Origin of the sequence: Siminovitchia thermophila (assembly GCF_016909185.1) — a bacterium.
Classification (GTDB): Bacteria; Bacillota; Bacilli; order Bacillales; family Bacillaceae_C; genus Siminovitchia; species Siminovitchia thermophila.
In genome coordinates this window covers 1-16,063 of record NZ_JAFBFH010000027.1, presented here as the reverse complement: position 1 = coordinate 16,063, position 16,063 = coordinate 1, and the positions used below count along the sequence as shown (strand labels likewise).

Genomic DNA, 16,063 nt, shown 5'->3' with positions numbered 1-16,063 from the left:
GATGTATCCTAAAACAGTATCTTAGAACCGTTGCTTGGCAATGCGACTCACCGACGCTTGCTCGGTAACAGGGGATGAAAAACAGGAGGTGAAGGCAGTTGTCCATTTCTCAAGAACGAAAAAATGATATTATCAGCCAATATCGAATTCATGAAACAGATACCGGTTCTCCGGAAGTACAAATTGCGGTTTTGACCGAAGAGATCAATAATTTGAACCAACATCTTCGAACCCACAAAAAAGATCATCATTCAAGACGGGGATTAATGAAAATGGTTGGACGGCGCCGGAATTTATTGACATACCTGCGCAACAAAGATGTGCAGCGTTATCGTGAATTAATCGACAGACTTGGCCTGCGTCGATAAAATCGTGGGGAGTCAGCTTAAAAAAGCGGGATCATCTCCCGCTTTTTTGTTAGGATAAAAAAGAGAAGATGACAAATCCTGAACCCAGCAAATGACAAATGTGCCGTGAGAAAATATACAAAACTCCGGCATATATAGACTGAACATTGGACATGGATATGACAGGGATCATATTCTTGTCGAATGTTCAGTTACATGCGGGCAGGTGCGTTCATCTATCCTCTTTAATAAAATTTATTCGTATATGAAAGAGAGGCGTTACTCACTATGAGCCATGAAAAGAAAGTTTTTGCCATAGAATGGGCCGGTCGGAAACTGACCGTTGAAGTCGGCCAATTGGCCAAACAAGCAAACGGTGCTGTTTTTGTCCGATATGGGGACACGGCAGTTTTAAGCACCGCTACAGCTTCAAAAGAAGCAAAATCAGTTGACTTTTTTCCTTTGACAGTCAATTATGAAGAACGTTTATATGCTGTTGGAAAAATCCCGGGAGGATTCATTAAAAGAGAAGGACGCCCGAGTGAAAAAGCGATTTTGGCGAGCCGCTTGATCGATCGGCCAATCAGGCCGCTTTTTCCGGACGGCTTCCGGAATGAAGTCCAAGTCGTCAGTATTGTCATGAGTGTCGACCAAAACTGCTCATCCGAAATGGCGGCCATGTTTGGATCATCCCTGGCGCTTTCCATATCTGATATTCCGTTTGAAGGACCAATTGCGGGAGTCGTTGTCGGAAGAGTGGATGGCCATTTTGTCATTAATCCGACAGTGGAACAAATGGAGAAAAGTGATATTGACCTGACTGTTGCCGGAACGAAAGATGCCATTAATATGGTGGAAGCCGGTGCGGATGAGGTTCCTGAAGAAACGATGCTGGAAGCGATCATGTTTGGGCATGAAGAAATTAAACGCTTAATTGCTTTTCAGGAGGAAATTGTTCAACAAGTTGGTAAAGAAAAAAGGGAAGTTGAACTTTTTGAAGTTGATCAGGAATTAGATACAGAAGTTCGTTCCATGTGCGAGCAATCGTTGGTTGCGGCGATACAGGTTGAAGAAAAACACGCCCGCGAAGAAGCCATTCAATCCGTAAAGGACGAGGTGATTGCTGACTTTACCGGACGGGAAACGACCGATGAAGATACGTTAAAGCAAGTAAGCTATATTTTGGACCATCTCGTAAAAGAAGAAGTACGCCGCTTGATTACAGTTGAAAAAGTTCGTCCCGACGGAAGAAAACCGGATGAAATCAGGCCGCTTCAATCTGAGGTTCGCCTGTTGGCAAGAACCCACGGTTCTGGTCTGTTTACAAGAGGTCAAACACAGGCCCTAAGCATATGTACCCTTGGAGCGCTGGGGGATGTCCAAATATTGGATGGACTAGGAATCGAAGAATCGAAGCGATTTATGCATCACTACAATTTCCCTCACTTCAGTGTCGGTGAAACTGGACCCATTCGCGGTCCCGGCAGAAGGGAAATTGGCCACGGGGCACTCGGCGAACGTGCTTTAGAACCAATCATACCAAATGAGGTTGAATTTCCTTATACGATACGTCTTGTGTCGGAAGTATTGGAATCCAACGGATCTACCTCGCAAGCAAGTATTTGCGCGAGCACGCTTGCGATGATGGATGCAGGTGTTCCCATCAAGGCGCCTGTTGCCGGTATTGCCATGGGACTTGTGAAATCCGGAGATCATTACACAATCCTTACCGACATTCAAGGAATGGAAGATCACCTGGGTGATATGGACTTTAAAGTGGCTGGAACGAAAAACGGTATAACGGCGTTGCAGATGGATATTAAAATAGAAGGGCTCTCCAAGGAAATTCTTGAAGAAGCCTTGCTACAGGCGAAAGAAGGGCGCATGGTCATTCTTAAATCGATGATGGCAGCGATCTCCGAGCCGCGCAAAGAATTATCGCCATATGCGCCGAAAATCGTCACACTTCATATTAATCCAGATAAAATCCGGGATGTAATTGGACCAAGCGGAAAACAAATTAACAAAATCATCGAGGAAACCGGAGTTAAAATTGATATAGAGCAAGACGGAACCGTGTTTATTGCATCAGCTGACGATACAATGAACCAGAAAGCGAAAAAGATTATCGAAGATCTCGTTCGCGAAGTATCCGTGGGGCAAGTGTATTTAGGAAAAGTAAAGCGGATCGAAAAATTTGGCGCGTTTCTCGAATTGTTCCCAGGAAAAGATGGACTTGTCCATATTTCCCAATTGGCAGAAGAAAGAGTGAACAAAGTCGAGGATGTTGTATCGCTCGGTGACGAACTGCTTGTAAAAGTGATTGAAATCGATCAGCAAGGCCGCGTTAACTTGTCACGCAAAGCCATTTTAAAAGAGCAAAAAGAAAAGCAGTCAAAAGAATAACGTGTTACATGCCAGGTACTGTGCCTGGCTTTTTACATATTGCTACAATTGGTCTACCTTGTCTTCCTCCTTCATAAAGTAATGTTGAAGGAGGCCAAATGTCGAGATGAATACAAAAAACTTGCTTGGTTTCGGACTAGTTGCTATTCTAGCAATATTGACCGTGTCTAATCCTTTTACGAGCACCTATGTACATCAGTTAAAAAATGAAGCGGTTCAAACATCATCCAGCGAAAATAAGCTGTTAAAATCAATTGAAGCTGCCGCAAAAAAATATGACATACCGCCGCAAGATGCGCAAATCGACAGAGTATGGAAGGCGATGCCGGGGTATAACGGAATACAAGTTGATATTGAAGCGTCCTATAAAAAGATGAAAGGGCGTTCTTTCGATGAGCGCAAACTTGTATTTAAACAAATTCCGCCCAAAGTACACTTGGACGACTTGCCCCCTGCGCCAATTTACCGGGGACATCCCGACAAACCAATGGTCGCACTTTTAATTAATGTAGCTTGGGGAAATGAATATTTACCGTCTATTCTGCAAACATTGAAGAAACACAATGTACAAGGAACATTCTTTTTAGAAGGGCGTTGGGTAAAAGAAAATCCGGATTTGGCGAAAATGATTGCTGCCGGAGGCCATGAAATTGGCAACCACTCCTACAGCCATCCTAAAATGGAGTCGCTTGGAACTGCCCAAGCGCGAGAAGAAATTGTAAAGGCCAATGAAGTGATTGAAGCCACGACAGGAAAAAAGCCTGTCTGGTTCGGCCCGCCTAGCGGGGGATTTCGGGAAGAGACAATTGAAATCGCCCACGACCTGAACATGAAAACCGTACTTTGGACGGTGGATACCATTGATTGGCAGAAGCCGTCGCCAGGTACAATTTTGAAGCGTGTCATGTCGAGGGTCCATCCTGGTGCGATGATCCTCATGCACCCGACCGATCCAACCGCTCAAGCTCTGGAACAGTTAATCATTCAAATAAAAAGCAAACATTTAAGGATCGGTACAGTAAGTAAATTAATGGATGAAGAATATATAATCAAAATACAAACTGCTCAATAGATTTTTGCACCACGAACAGGAGGAAGCATAGTGATAAAGAAATATACATGCCAAAACGGAGTAAGGGTCGTACTAGAAAAAATGTCCACTGTTCGCTCTGTAGCTATCGGTATTTGGGTGGGAATCGGCTCCCGTGATGAACTGACAGAGAATAACGGAATTTCCCATTTCTTGGAACATATGTTTTTCAAAGGGACAACTACCCGAAACGCAAAAGAATTGGCTGAAGCATTTGATTCCATCGGTGGCCATGTAAATGCCTTTACTTCAAAAGAATATACTTGCTATTACGCCAAGGTGCTGGACAACCACGCAAAATTTGCTTTGGAAACATTGGCGGACATGTTTTTCAATTCAACCTTTGCAGAAGATGAACTCAATAAAGAGAAAAACGTCGTCCGGGAAGAAATTAAAATGTATGAAGATACACCTGACGATATCGTTCATGACTTATTAAGCAAAGCGGCATATGATACACATCCGCTTGGTTTTCCCATATTGGGAACAGAACAATCGCTCTCTACTTTTACAAGTGATTTGCTCAATGCTTACGTTGAAGACAAATATATTCCCGAAAATATCGTCATATCTGTTGCGGGAAATATTGACGAGCAGTTTATTTATGAGATTGAGCGCTTATTTGGAAACTTCGAAAGAAAGGGGAGGCCATCCCCCGAAACGAAGCCTGTTTTTCAAACGAACAGAGCGGTCAGACAAAAAGAAACGGAGCAGGCCCATCTGTGTGTCGGATTTGAAGGTTTACCCATCGGACATCCAGATATATACAAGTTGATCGTCATGAACAATATTTTCGGAGGAAGCATGTCTTCTCGGCTGTTCCAAGAAGTGCGGGAGGAAAAAGGACTGGCCTATTCGGTATTTTCTTACCATTCTTCATTTAAGGACAGCGGACTGGTGACTATCTATGGTGGGACAGGATCAAATCAGGCGGATGAGTTGTTTGAAACGATTCGAAAAACACTCAGTGTCTTAAAATCAGCAGGAGTAACCGATAAAGAACTGACCAACAGTAAAGAACAACTAAAAGGGAATTTAATGCTGGGATTGGAAAGCACGAACAGCAGAATGAGCCGAAATGGCAAAAATGAATTATTGTTGAGAAAGCACCGTACACTAGATGAAATTATTGTTGAAATTGATAAAGTAACAGTAGGCTGTGTAAACGAAATGGCTGAAAAGATATTTTCAGATGAATACACCTTGGCATTGATCAGTCCCAAAAAACAGCTGACACTTGCAGCTAACTGAGACTAGGACATAAAAATACGAAATAGCAAAAACCGGACAATTCATTTATAATTGTTCGGTTTATTTTTGTAAAAAAATCCCTATCATCGCTACGTCAACATATTTTGCTTTCCGCAGGTCTCTTCAGCTTCCTCGTAAAAGCAAAGCTCGCTTTCCTGCGAGATCTTCAGCTCGAGCTATTCCCGCAGGAGTCTACATATGTTGACTACGCTAAAAGGTACACTGGGACAATTTATCCGGCATGTAAGGTGCCCATATACACCTCTTCAAAATCTTGAGTGAATACAAAAGGCCTAAGTGGGAGAAAACGGCACCTAAATGCCCGATTGGTTCAACTAACATTCAGTAGGAGCCCTACTGAATGAAGTTTGTGCGTTTTTTCATCAAACTGATTTAGTTGTATCCCAGCTTTTTCCATTTTTCGTTCTTTCAATGTGAAATTCACTAAGGTGCTTTTGTCATTCTAAATCAGTTGAACGGGCTATATATTGTATTAAAGAAAGAGCAATATGGAGGTGGGAAGGTGCGGTTAAGCGAACTGGGTGGAAAAGAAATTGTGGACTTTAAAAAAGCGGAACGATTAGGGATACTGGGCCAGGCTGATCTGGAAATCAACAGCGGCACCGGTGAAATAAACAGTTTAATCATTCCAACGGGAAAATGGATGAGAAAATCTGGGGGCGAAATCAGAGTTCCTTGGAGGAATATTCGAACAATTGGGTCAGATATGATTATTTTAGAAGTCCCGGAATCGTAAAGCAGATGTCAAAATGCCGGATCTCTTTCTTATCGGAAAGAGGTTACCGGCATTCTTTCATTTTAAAGAAGCAGTGTACAAATTGATATAAACGTCCATAGAATGCCAGGCACTCATCCCCTGGTTAAACATACAATATGGAAGCGGAGGGATTTACCATGGATAGAGAAGATGATGGAAACTTAATGTTGACTGATATGCAAATTGTCATCATAGGGGGAGATGCGAGGCAACTGGAAATTATCAAAAAGCTTACCGAACTGGACGCCAAAGTGTATCTGGTAGGATTTGAACATTTGGATCAGCCTTTTACCGGCGCAGTAAAAGAGAAGCTTCATGACATTCATTTTGCGGAAATGGACGCCATCGTATTGCCCGTCCCGGGAACAAACCCGGAGGGGGAGATCGAAACGATCTTTTCAAACGAAAAAGTTGTCCTCACTGAGCAAGTTTTACGCCATACTCCTTCCCACTGTACCGTTTATTCAGGAATCAGCAATCGTTATTTAAACAAGATTACAAAAAATGCCGACAGAAGACTGGTCAATTTATTTGAACGAGATGATGTGGCCATATATAACTCGATTCCTACCGTGGAAGGAACGATTTTGATGGCGATACAAAACACCGAGATTACCATCCATGGCTCTTCGGTTGCGGTATTGGGGCTGGGAAGGGTCGGGATGAGTGTTGCCAGAGCTTTTTCTTTACTCGGAGCAAAGGTCAAGGTAGGATCCAGGAAAACAGCCGATCTTGCAAGGGCGACAGAAATGGGGCTTGATTCATTTCATTTAAGTCAATTAAGAAATGAAGTGAATGATATTGATATTTGTATCAATACAATCCCCCATCTTGTCATCAATGCCGCTGTGATTGCGCAAATGCCTTCACATACGCTTATTATTGATTTGGCTTCAAAGCCTGGAGGGACAGACTTTAGGTATGCGGAAAAACGGGGAATTAAAGCGTTACTCGCTCCTAGTCTTCCTGGAATTGTTGCGCCAAAAACGGCCGGCAATATTTTGGCAAATGTTCTATCAAAATTGCTTGCGGATGATTTACAAGAACGAAAGGGGACGTAACCATGAGTTTGAAGGGAAAACGCATTGGTTTTGGATTGACCGGATCTCATTGCACGTATGATGCCGTATTGCCGCAAATTGAAAAGCTCGTTCAATTGGGGGCGGAAGTTATTCCGGTTGTAACATACACGGTTAAAAACACCGATACGAAATTTGGGGAAGGCGAAGACTGGGTCGCCAAAATTGAAAGTCTGGCGGGCCGAAAGATAATCGGCTCTATCGTAGAGGCGGAACCGCTGGGACCCCAAACGCCTCTTGATTGTATGGTTATTGCTCCAATGACTGGGAATTCAATGAGCAAATTCGCCAATGCTTTAACCGATTCCCCCGTCCTCATGGCCGCGAAAGCTACACTGCGAAACCGGAGACCCGTTGTATTGGGAATTTCAACCAATGATGCTTTAGGGTTAAATGGCGTCAACTTAATGAGGTTGATGGCCGCCAAACATATATATTTTATTCCGTATGGGCAAGATAATCCGGAAAAAAAGCCGACATCCATGGTGGCACGCATGGATATGCTCCCTGAAACGGTTGAAGCAGCCATTGAAGGCTATCAAATCCAGCCGGTCATTATAGAGCGATTTCGGGATGGCGATTAAATGTAAAGGGAAAAGGAGAAATCGCCAACTCTCTTTTCCCTGCTCGTTCTTGCCCTGTTGCAACTTTTCCACAAAACAGTATTAAAAGCTTTTAAAAATGTGGTAGAATGATTATTATTGAATAAATCCTGTAATACCTAGTTTTTAAGAAAAGTTGTCGGGATTGGGAGGAGAGTTTTATATGTCAAATTCTACAGGCTATCATGTTGCTGTTATGGGAGCGACAGGTGCGGTTGGCCAGCAAATTATTCAAACACTTGAAAAGAGGAACTTTCCTATTCGTAAATTAACATTGCTTTCGTCAGCACGTTCTGCAGGCAAGCAAGTTTCATTTAACGGAGAAACAATCACTGTGGCAGAAGCGGTTCCTGAATCATTTGAAGGGGTAGACATAGCTTTGTTTAGCGCAGGTGGCAGCGTTTCACAAAAGTTCGCAAAAGAAGCCGTTAAACGAGGAGCAATCGTGATCGATAATACAAGTGCATTCCGTATGGATCCGGAGGTGCCGCTCGTTGTTCCCGAAGTAAACGCAGAAGCATTGAAAAACCACCGGGGAATTATCGCAAACCCAAATTGTTCCACTATTCAAATGGTTGTTGCCCTTGAGCCGATCAGAAAAGCCTTCGGCTTAAATAAAGTGGTTGTCTCCACTTATCAGGCGGTATCCGGGGCAGGAGCAGCCGCGATCGAAGAGTTGAATGATCAATCGAAAGCGATTCTGGATGAAGAACATTACGAGCCGCAAATCTTACCGGTTGGCGGCGATAAAAAACATTATCAAATCGCTTTTAACGCGATTCCGCAAATTGACAAATTCACAGACAACGGCTATACGTTTGAAGAAATGAAAATGATCAATGAGACGAAAAAAATTATGGGCATGCCTGATTTGAAAGTAGCGGCTACATGTGTCCGTCTTCCTGTTGAAACTGGCCATTCCGAGTCGGTTTATATTGAAATTGGACAAAATGACGTAACAGTTGAAAATATGAAGGAAGTCCTGAATGGTGCACCCGGTGTAACATTGCAGGATGAACCGAAAGAACAACTATACCCAATGCCGGCAATGGCCGCGGGCAAAGAAGATGTCTTTGTTGGGAGAATCCGTCAAGATTTGGATGAAAAAAATGGGTTCCATATGTGGATCGTTTCTGATAATCTACTTAAAGGAGCTGCACTAAACACGGTTCAGATCGCAGAAAGCCTGGTTAAATTGGGTTTAGTCAACGCTCCACAGCATAGTTCGTAATCGGGGTGTTATCATGAAAGTAATTGTTCAAAAATTTGGCGGCACATCTGTCAAAAACAGCGAAACACGTGAACATGCAAAAAATCACATTATAAATGCGATTCATAACGGGTATAAAGTAGTCGTTGTTGTATCCGCAATGGGTCGTAAGGGAGACCCATATGCGACGGATACATTGCTTGGCCTGATTGGCGGTAATCAAACAACGCTGTCAAACAGAGAGCAAGATATGCTTTTGGCATGTGGAGAAACGATTTCCAGTGTCGTTTTTACACATGCTTTGAAGCAAAAAGGTATTCAAGCTTCCGCTTTTTCCGGAGCGCAGGCGGGATTTGTGACAAACCGCGACTATACAAACGCAAAAATATTAAAAATGAAGTGCGAGCGCCTGATCGAAGCATTAAAGACCAATGATGTGGTCGTCGTTGCCGGCTTCCAGGGCGCGGCTGAAAACGGAGATATCACCACGATTGGCCGCGGAGGGAGCGACACATCTGCAGCAGCTCTTGGGGCGGCGCTTAATGCCGAATACATTGATATCTTTACAGATGTAGAGGGAATGATGACGGCGGATCCGCGGATTGTCAAAAAAGCCCGTCCGCTTACAGTGGTTACTTACAACGAAGTATGCAACATGGCTTATCAAGGGGCGAAAGTCATTCACCCCCGGGCTGTTGAAATTGCCATGCAGGCTAAAATACCTTTGCGAATCCGTTCGACTTATTCGGAGTCCCCAGGCACACTTGTTACAACGTTAGACCGGAAAAACAACATGCCTGATGTCCGCGAACAGCTCGTAACAGGTATTGCCCATGTGGAAAATGTTTCCCAGATTAAAGTAACGGCCAAAGAGGGGCAATATTATTTTCAATCCGAAGTATTTAAAGCAATGGCCAATAAACATATCAGTGTTGATTTTATTAATATTTCACCGAACGATGTTGTCTACACCGTACCGGAAAATACGATTGACCGTGCCGTTGAGGTCTTGAAACAACATGGATACGAACCTGAAGTTGAACGTCATTGTGCCAAAGTTTCTGTTGTAGGAGCGGGAATCACCGGTGTTCCGGGAGTTACGGCAAAAATTGTTACTGCGCTGGCTGAAAAGGAAATCCGTATTCTGCAAACTGCAGACAGCCATACGACAATTTGGGTCCTTGTCGAAGGAAAAGATTTAGCGGATGCCGTGAATGCTTTACATGATGTGTTTGAATTGCAAAAAGAAAAAATAGAATATGTGTAAGGTTGAGGTGTAAATACAATGGCTCAATTTGGCAGAGTTTCAACGGCGATGGTAACACCATTCGATAACAAAGGCAATATAGATTTCAAAAAAACAATGAAACTTGTCAACCATCTGATCAACAACGGGACCGATTCTTTGGTTGTATCAGGAACAACAGGGGAATCCCCCACACTGACAACGGAAGAAAAACTCGCCCTTTTTGACCATACTGTCCGTGCGGCCGATGGCCGTATACCTGTCATTGCGGGTACGGGCGGTAATAATACGTATCAGTCAATTGAACTAACGAAGCGTGCAGAACAATTAGGCGTAGATGCAATTATGCTGGTAGCCCCTTATTATAATAAACCGAACCAAACTGGATTATATCAGCATTTTGCCTCAATTGCCGAGGCTACTTCTCTGCCTGTCATGCTATATAATATTCCGGGCAGATCAGCTGTCAATATCCATCCAGAAACAATCATTGAGTTGTCGAAGATAGACAACATTGTGGCTGTGAAAGAAGCAAGCGGAGATTTGGATGCGATGGCAAAAATAATTGCCGAAACAGATGACAACTTCGTATTGTATAGTGGGGACGACGCCTTTACGCTGCCTGTATTATCCATTGGCGGTGCTGGAGTCGTATCGGTGGCAAGCCATATCATTGGGAATGAATTACAAGAAATGGTACGCTATTTTTTAAATGGAGACCATGCAAATGCCGCACTTCTTCATCAGCGATTACTACCACTAATGCGGGGCCTGTTCCATGCTCCCAGTCCAACACCGGTTAAGACTGCTTTACAGTTAACCGGATTTGATGTGGGGTCTGTCCGTCTTCCGTTGGTTCCTCTAACGGAGGATGAAAGGTTGAATTTGCAGGCACTGTTGAAAACTGTAAAAGTAACCAATTGTTAAGCTGGGGCATAAGCAAATACGAAATAGCAAAAACCGAACAATTCATTTATAATTGTTCGGTTTATTTGTGTTAAAAAAATTCCTATCATCGCTACGTCAACATATTTCGCTTTCCGCAGGTCTCTTCAGCTTCCTCGGAAAGCAAAGATCGCTTTCCTGTGGATCTTCAGCTCGAGCTATTCCTCTACATATTTTGACTACGCAAAAAGCTTGCGTATGATACACTGGGACAATTGATCCCGCATGTAAGGTGCCGTAAGACTCCCACTTCAAAATCTTGCGTGAATACAAAAGGTCCAAGTGGGAGAAACGGCACCTACATGCCCGATTGGTTCAACTAACAATCAGTAGGAGATGGAAGAAAACGCCTACTGAATGAAGTTTCACTGTATTGTTCGTTTTTCTCAGCTGATTTTGTTGTGTCCCAGCCTCATTTTCACTTATGGTCATTATCCGTATCCGGTTTTGGGAGAGGGGGCCCTTGGCCAAGCTCGTCATTTTCGGTGATGTCTGCTGCAGGCATGATGATGCTGATTGTAGTTCCTTTGTTTAGTTCACTGTCAATTTTGATTGTTCCGCCATGATTTTTAATGATGCGATTACAAATCATCAATCCAAGGCCCGTTCCTTTTTCCTTTGTACTGTAAAAAGGTTCTCCCAGATTGGGGATTCTTTCCTTCGGAATGCCTACTCCTGTATCTTGCACCCTCGTTAATATTTTGCGGTAACTTAAATTTTGCGCCGTAATATAAATTTTTCCTCCAGCCTTTGGCATCGCCTCTATCGCGTTTTTAATAATATTAATATATACTTGTTTCAGTTTATTCGGTTCACCCTTTATCCACGGATTTGAAAGTTCAAAATTCGGTATGATTTCCACATTATGCAAAATGGCTTCCGATTTAAACAAGTCGATGGTACTGGAAAGTAGTTGGCTAATATCAAGGTTTTCCAAGCGGGAGGGCTGCGGTTTGGCCAATATGAGCAAATCGCTCACAATATCTTCAATTCTTTCCAGTTCATCCAAAACCACATTCAGGTAATCATTATCCTCTTCCTGGCTTAATAACTGTGTAAATCCTTTAATGACGGTAAGTGGATTTCTAATTTCATGAGCTATTCCGGCCGCAAGCTGGCCGACAACCGATAACTTTTCAGTCCGGTGCATCAATTCTTCGGCCTTTTTTTGTTCCGTCATATCGCGTATTAAAATTTGATATGTACTACGTTCCTTATATTTTGTAGGGATCAATTTCACTTGGACATGCTTTAGTTGTTCATCGTGGCGGGATATTTTCATCTCAAACGTCTCGTTCAAACCCGTTTTAAGCAATTGTTTTTGAAAAATAGCATGTGACTCCATAGGGAGAAAGTCGAAAACGGATTTTCCGATCAGCTCTTCTTTTCCGGTTACGCCAAACAATTTTTTCCCCGCTTCATTAATATAAATAAAATGTCCGCGTTTCGTAATAATGCCGACCGTATCTTGAAAATTTTCCACGAGAAGGCGATAAATTTCTTTATTCTCCTCCAATTGTTCCTTAGTGGCAATTTGAAATGTGACATCCCTTGAAATACAAGAGATTTGCTTTGGTTTTTCACCATCAAGAAAGGGAATGATCGCCGTTTCCAGCCATATATAATCCCCTTCCTTCTTGCGAAAACGATAATATATTTTTTGGTGTATATTGCTTGAAAAGGAGTCTTCAACTTGATGTTTATCCGCAGGGTGTATGAGTTCGAAAAGAGGAGTATTAAACAATTCGTCCTGTTCGTACCCAAGCAAAGAAACGGAAGTTGGTGATACGTATGTAAAAGAGCCGTCCAAAGCATGGCGGGAAAAAAGGATGTCCGAAAATTGGATAAAAGAACGGTACATTTCCAGTTCGTGAAAAAGAGAGTCCTTATACATATTGCTGCCCCTTTAATATTTTTCATAGGTTGGTTAATTGGATTGTATCATAGACAGCTCATATTTGCTTGTTGGACGGCGCTGGCAACATGTAGCTATTTTTTTTGGGTGACAGTTGGGTTGAAGATGGAAATAACAATCAAGTATAATAAAACATAACTGATTTCATTTGATCGGGAATAAAACACCATGGGAGGAAAAATATTTTGACTAAAATAAAAAACGAAAGTATTAAAATTGTCCCGCTTGGGGGGGTGGGCGAGATTGGGAAAAATATGTATGTCGTTGAGGTGGATGAGGAGATCTTCGTGATCGATGCCGGCCTCAAGTTTCCAGAAAACGAAATGCTTGGCATTGATATCGTCATTCCAGATACGACATGGCTTGAAGAACAAAGGGAACGGATCAAAGGAATATTTTTAACGCACGGCCATGAAGACGCCATCGGGGCGCTTCCCTACGTACTGCAAAAAATAAATGCCCCTGTATATGGAACGAAATTAACGATTGCCCTTGCAAAGGAAAAACTGAAGGAAAATAGCGTCAAACCAGTCCGTTTCCAGACGATCAAGTCCGGTTCCAGGCTGAAATTTGACCGGGCAGTAGTTACGTTTTTCCATACTACACACAGCATTCCGGATTCTGTAGGCATTTGTATTCAAACATCGGAAGGAAAAATTGTCCATACGGGCGACTTTAAATTCGACCAGGCAGCTACCGGGTTGTACAGGGCGGAAATCGGAAAAATGGCCAGTATTGGCGAGTCCGGGGTATTGTGTCTTTTATCAGACAGCACGGAAGCGGAACACCCAGGTTATACTACGTCAGAGGCAGTGACGGAAAGGGAACTGTCCTCCATTTTTCATTCGGCAACAGGAAGAATTATTGTGGCTTGTTTCGCGTCGAATTTTATCCGAATCCAGCAAGCGCTTGATGCCGCTTTTGAAAATGGACGGAAAGTGGCTATTGTAGGAAAGAGCATTGAACGCAGCTTTGAAATAGCGCTCAAATTAAACTATTTATCTCTTGCCGGTACCGATTTAATTATTCCAATCACCGATATTGGCAAATATGATGACAGTGAAATTGTCATTATATCCACTGGAACAATGGGCGAGCCGCTGGAAGCACTACAAAAAATGGCAAGACAAAACCATAGACAGGTAAATATTAAAAAAGGTGATACGGTATTGATTACAGCAACTCCATCGGTTGGGTTGGAAACATTTATGTTCAAGACGATCGACCTTCTGTACCGGGCGGGCGCGGTTGTCAATACACCATACCGTAAAATACACGTATCGGGCCACGGCAGCCAGGAAGATTTAAAATTGATGCTTAACTTAATGAAGCCCAAATTTTTTATTCCGATCCAAGGAGAATACCGCATGCTGTTTTCTCACGCGAAACTGGCGGAAGAAACAGGGCTGGCCAGAGACCACATATTTATACCGGCAAACGGGGAAGTCATTGAATACAAAGACGGAAGAATGAGGCAAGGCGGCAGAGTTCCTGCCGGGAATGTGTTAATTGACGGCATAGGAGTAGGTGATGTTGGAAACATCGTACTTCGCGACCGGAAATTACTATCCCAGGACGGCATTTTTACGGTTGTTGTCACATTGGACAAGAAGCATAAACGCATCGCGTCAGGACCGGAAATTATATCACGCGGGTTTGTTTATGTCAGAGAATCGGAAAAATTAATCGAAGAATCCACAAAAATCGTACGAAAAATCGTGGAACAAGCGGTAGCGGAAGGTTCTTTTGATTGGGCGGGAATCAAGCAAGATATCCGGGACAAACTCAATCAATATTTATTTGATCGCACAAAAAGAAGGCCGATGATTTTGCCGATCATCATGGAAATATAAATCAGTTGCGATAAAAGCGTTCAAGAATTTGTTTTTCTTGAACGCTTTATCTTTGAATGGAAAAGTGGAAACAGGCAAATAATAACGTGGAATTCTTTACCTCAGGAGGACTCCATGAATAATGACAATCATCCAGAATATCGTTTTGAAACACCAAATGAAACGCCGAATGAAACACCTGAAAACAAGCCTTCCGGCATCATAGAGAAAATACAACAGCTAGGGCAAACGAATGTTCCGCAAATGCCGCAGGATACGAACATACATTGCTTGACGATCATCGGCCAAATTGAGGGGCATATGCAACTGCCTCCTCAAAATAAAACAACAAAATATGAACATATTATCCCGCAATTGGCGGCGATTGAACAAAACCCCAATATTAAAGGACTACTCGTCGTATTAAATACCGTTGGCGGTGATGTGGAAGCGGGCTTGGCCATATCGGAAATGTTGTCTACCTTGACGAAGCCATCTGTTTCGATTGTCCTAGGAGGAGGCCACTCCATTGGCGTGCCCATAGCCGTTTCCTGCTCTTATTCCTTTATCGCAGAGACTGCCACAATGACCATCCACCCCATCAGGTTGACCGGGCTTGTCATCGGTGTTCCCCAATCCTTTGAGTACATGGATAAAATGCAAGAGCGGGTTGTAAAATTTGTCACTAGCCATTCCAATATTTCCGAGGAAAAATTTAAAGACCTCATGTTTGCGAAAGGAAATTTAACGAGAGATATTGGAACCAATATTATCGGAAAAGAAGCTGTGAAATATGGGTTAATAGATGAAGTGGGCGGCATAGGAAAGGCGATGAAAAAGTTGAATGAACTCATTGAACTAAATGATCCCGGCAAAAATGAAGAAGAAGGAGGCATCATCCAATGATCATCCATTCAATCGTTCCGCATGAACTCATTTTCCCTGCCCATGATGAAGATTTCTCGAACCAAAGACAGTGTCAGTGGAACGGCATCCCGCTCATCGTGCAGCCGGAAGGGGAGCAATGTAAAGTGGTTCGGGTCATGAGCAGTAACTTGGAAGACTTTTTGCGTCCGGAAATACAGCCCGGTTCTTACTTAACGATCAACGAAACAAAGCTGTTATAGGCTTTGACCGCTGTTCCCGCTTTCATGTATCATTACTTCAGCCAGCCAAATCTATGATATAATGGAAAGAAAATGCAGCCCCGGTTTTCAGGCTGCTTTCTCTTTACCCCGCATGTAAGGTGCCGTAAGACTCCCACTTCAAATCTTGAGTGAATACAAAAGGTCCAAGTGTGAGAAAACGGCACCTAAATGCCCGATTGGTTCAACTAACATTTCTTGGGAAAGGCATACCAAG

Annotated in this window: 14 protein-coding genes; 13 read left to right on the top strand and 1 reads right to left on the bottom strand. The window is 43.0% G+C overall.

Annotated elements, in window-relative coordinates:
• The first annotated feature begins 98 nt into the window (after nucleotides 1-98).
• The 10 genes from rpsO (at nucleotide 99) to dapA (ending at nucleotide 10,936) form a co-directional block, all read left to right on the top strand.
• Nucleotides 99-368, top strand: coding sequence for a 30S ribosomal protein S15 (gene rpsO / locus JOC94_RS16420; RefSeq protein ID WP_077111690.1), 270 nt, complete (start codon nucleotides 99-101; stop codon nucleotides 366-368).
• 267 nt (nucleotides 369-635) lie between these two features.
• Nucleotides 636-2,753, top strand: coding sequence for a polyribonucleotide nucleotidyltransferase (gene pnp / locus JOC94_RS16415; RefSeq protein WP_077111689.1), 2,118 nt, complete (start codon nucleotides 636-638; stop codon nucleotides 2,751-2,753).
• Nucleotides 2,754-2,859: 106 nt separating this feature from the next.
• On the top strand, nucleotides 2,860-3,825 hold the full coding sequence (locus JOC94_RS16410) for a polysaccharide deacetylase family protein (protein WP_205179898.1): 966 nt from the start codon (nucleotides 2,860-2,862) through the stop codon (nucleotides 3,823-3,825).
• 30 nt (nucleotides 3,826-3,855) lie between these two features.
• The gene (locus tag JOC94_RS16405; protein WP_205179887.1) at nucleotides 3,856-5,094 is read left to right on the top strand and encodes a M16 family metallopeptidase; all 1,239 of its coding nucleotides are present in this window, start codon (nucleotides 3,856-3,858) and stop codon (nucleotides 5,092-5,094) included.
• Between the two features lie 523 nt (nucleotides 5,095-5,617).
• The gene (locus tag JOC94_RS16400) at nucleotides 5,618-5,851 is read left to right on the top strand and encodes a YlmC/YmxH family sporulation protein (RefSeq protein ID WP_077111686.1); all 234 of its coding nucleotides are present in this window, start codon (nucleotides 5,618-5,620) and stop codon (nucleotides 5,849-5,851) included.
• A 185-nt stretch (nucleotides 5,852-6,036) separates the two neighbouring features.
• Nucleotides 6,037-6,933: a dipicolinic acid synthetase subunit A gene (gene dpaA / locus JOC94_RS16395; protein ID WP_205179928.1), complete on the top strand. Its 897-nt coding sequence runs from the start codon at nucleotides 6,037-6,039 to the stop codon at nucleotides 6,931-6,933.
• 2 nt (nucleotides 6,934-6,935) lie between these two features.
• Nucleotides 6,936-7,535, top strand: coding sequence for a dipicolinate synthase subunit B (dpaB, locus tag JOC94_RS16390; protein ID WP_077111685.1), 600 nt, complete (start codon nucleotides 6,936-6,938; stop codon nucleotides 7,533-7,535).
• 181 nt (nucleotides 7,536-7,716) lie between these two features.
• A complete protein-coding gene (gene asd, locus JOC94_RS16385; protein ID WP_205179885.1) occupies nucleotides 7,717-8,784 on the top strand; it encodes an aspartate-semialdehyde dehydrogenase in 1,068 nt (355 codons plus the stop codon).
• Nucleotides 8,785-8,797: 13 nt separating this feature from the next.
• The gene (dapG, locus tag JOC94_RS16380) at nucleotides 8,798-10,030 is read left to right on the top strand and encodes an aspartate kinase (protein WP_205179884.1); all 1,233 of its coding nucleotides are present in this window, start codon (nucleotides 8,798-8,800) and stop codon (nucleotides 10,028-10,030) included.
• Between the two features lie 18 nt (nucleotides 10,031-10,048).
• Nucleotides 10,049-10,936 carry a 4-hydroxy-tetrahydrodipicolinate synthase gene (gene dapA, locus JOC94_RS16375; RefSeq protein WP_205179883.1) on the top strand — a complete coding sequence of 296 codons (888 nt, stop codon included), beginning with the start codon at nucleotides 10,049-10,051 and terminating at the stop codon, nucleotides 10,934-10,936.
• A gap of 436 nt (nucleotides 10,937-11,372) precedes the next feature.
• On the opposite strand, the gene JOC94_RS16370 is transcribed toward dapA, so the two are convergent.
• On the bottom strand, nucleotides 11,373-12,848 hold the full coding sequence (locus tag JOC94_RS16370) for a PAS domain S-box protein (RefSeq protein ID WP_077111681.1): 1,476 nt from the start codon (nucleotides 12,846-12,848) through the stop codon (nucleotides 11,373-11,375).
• Nucleotides 12,849-13,054: 206 nt separating this feature from the next.
• Between JOC94_RS16370 and JOC94_RS16365 the strand changes: the two genes are divergently transcribed.
• The 3 genes from JOC94_RS16365 to JOC94_RS16355 all read left to right on the top strand — a co-directional run bounded on the left by JOC94_RS16365 (nucleotide 13,055) and on the right by JOC94_RS16355 (nucleotide 15,828).
• Nucleotides 13,055-14,722, top strand: a complete 1,668-nt coding sequence (locus JOC94_RS16365; protein WP_205179882.1) for a ribonuclease J — start codon at nucleotides 13,055-13,057, stop codon at nucleotides 14,720-14,722.
• A gap of 114 nt (nucleotides 14,723-14,836) precedes the next feature.
• A complete protein-coding gene (locus JOC94_RS16360; protein WP_077111679.1) occupies nucleotides 14,837-15,607 on the top strand; it encodes a ClpP family protease in 771 nt (256 codons plus the stop codon).
• The gene (locus JOC94_RS16355) at nucleotides 15,604-15,828 is read left to right on the top strand and encodes a YlzJ-like family protein (RefSeq protein WP_205179881.1); all 225 of its coding nucleotides are present in this window, start codon (nucleotides 15,604-15,606) and stop codon (nucleotides 15,826-15,828) included. The genes JOC94_RS16360 and JOC94_RS16355 overlap by 4 nt, the downstream gene beginning before the upstream one ends.
• The last annotated feature ends 235 nt before the right edge of the window (nucleotides 15,829-16,063 follow it).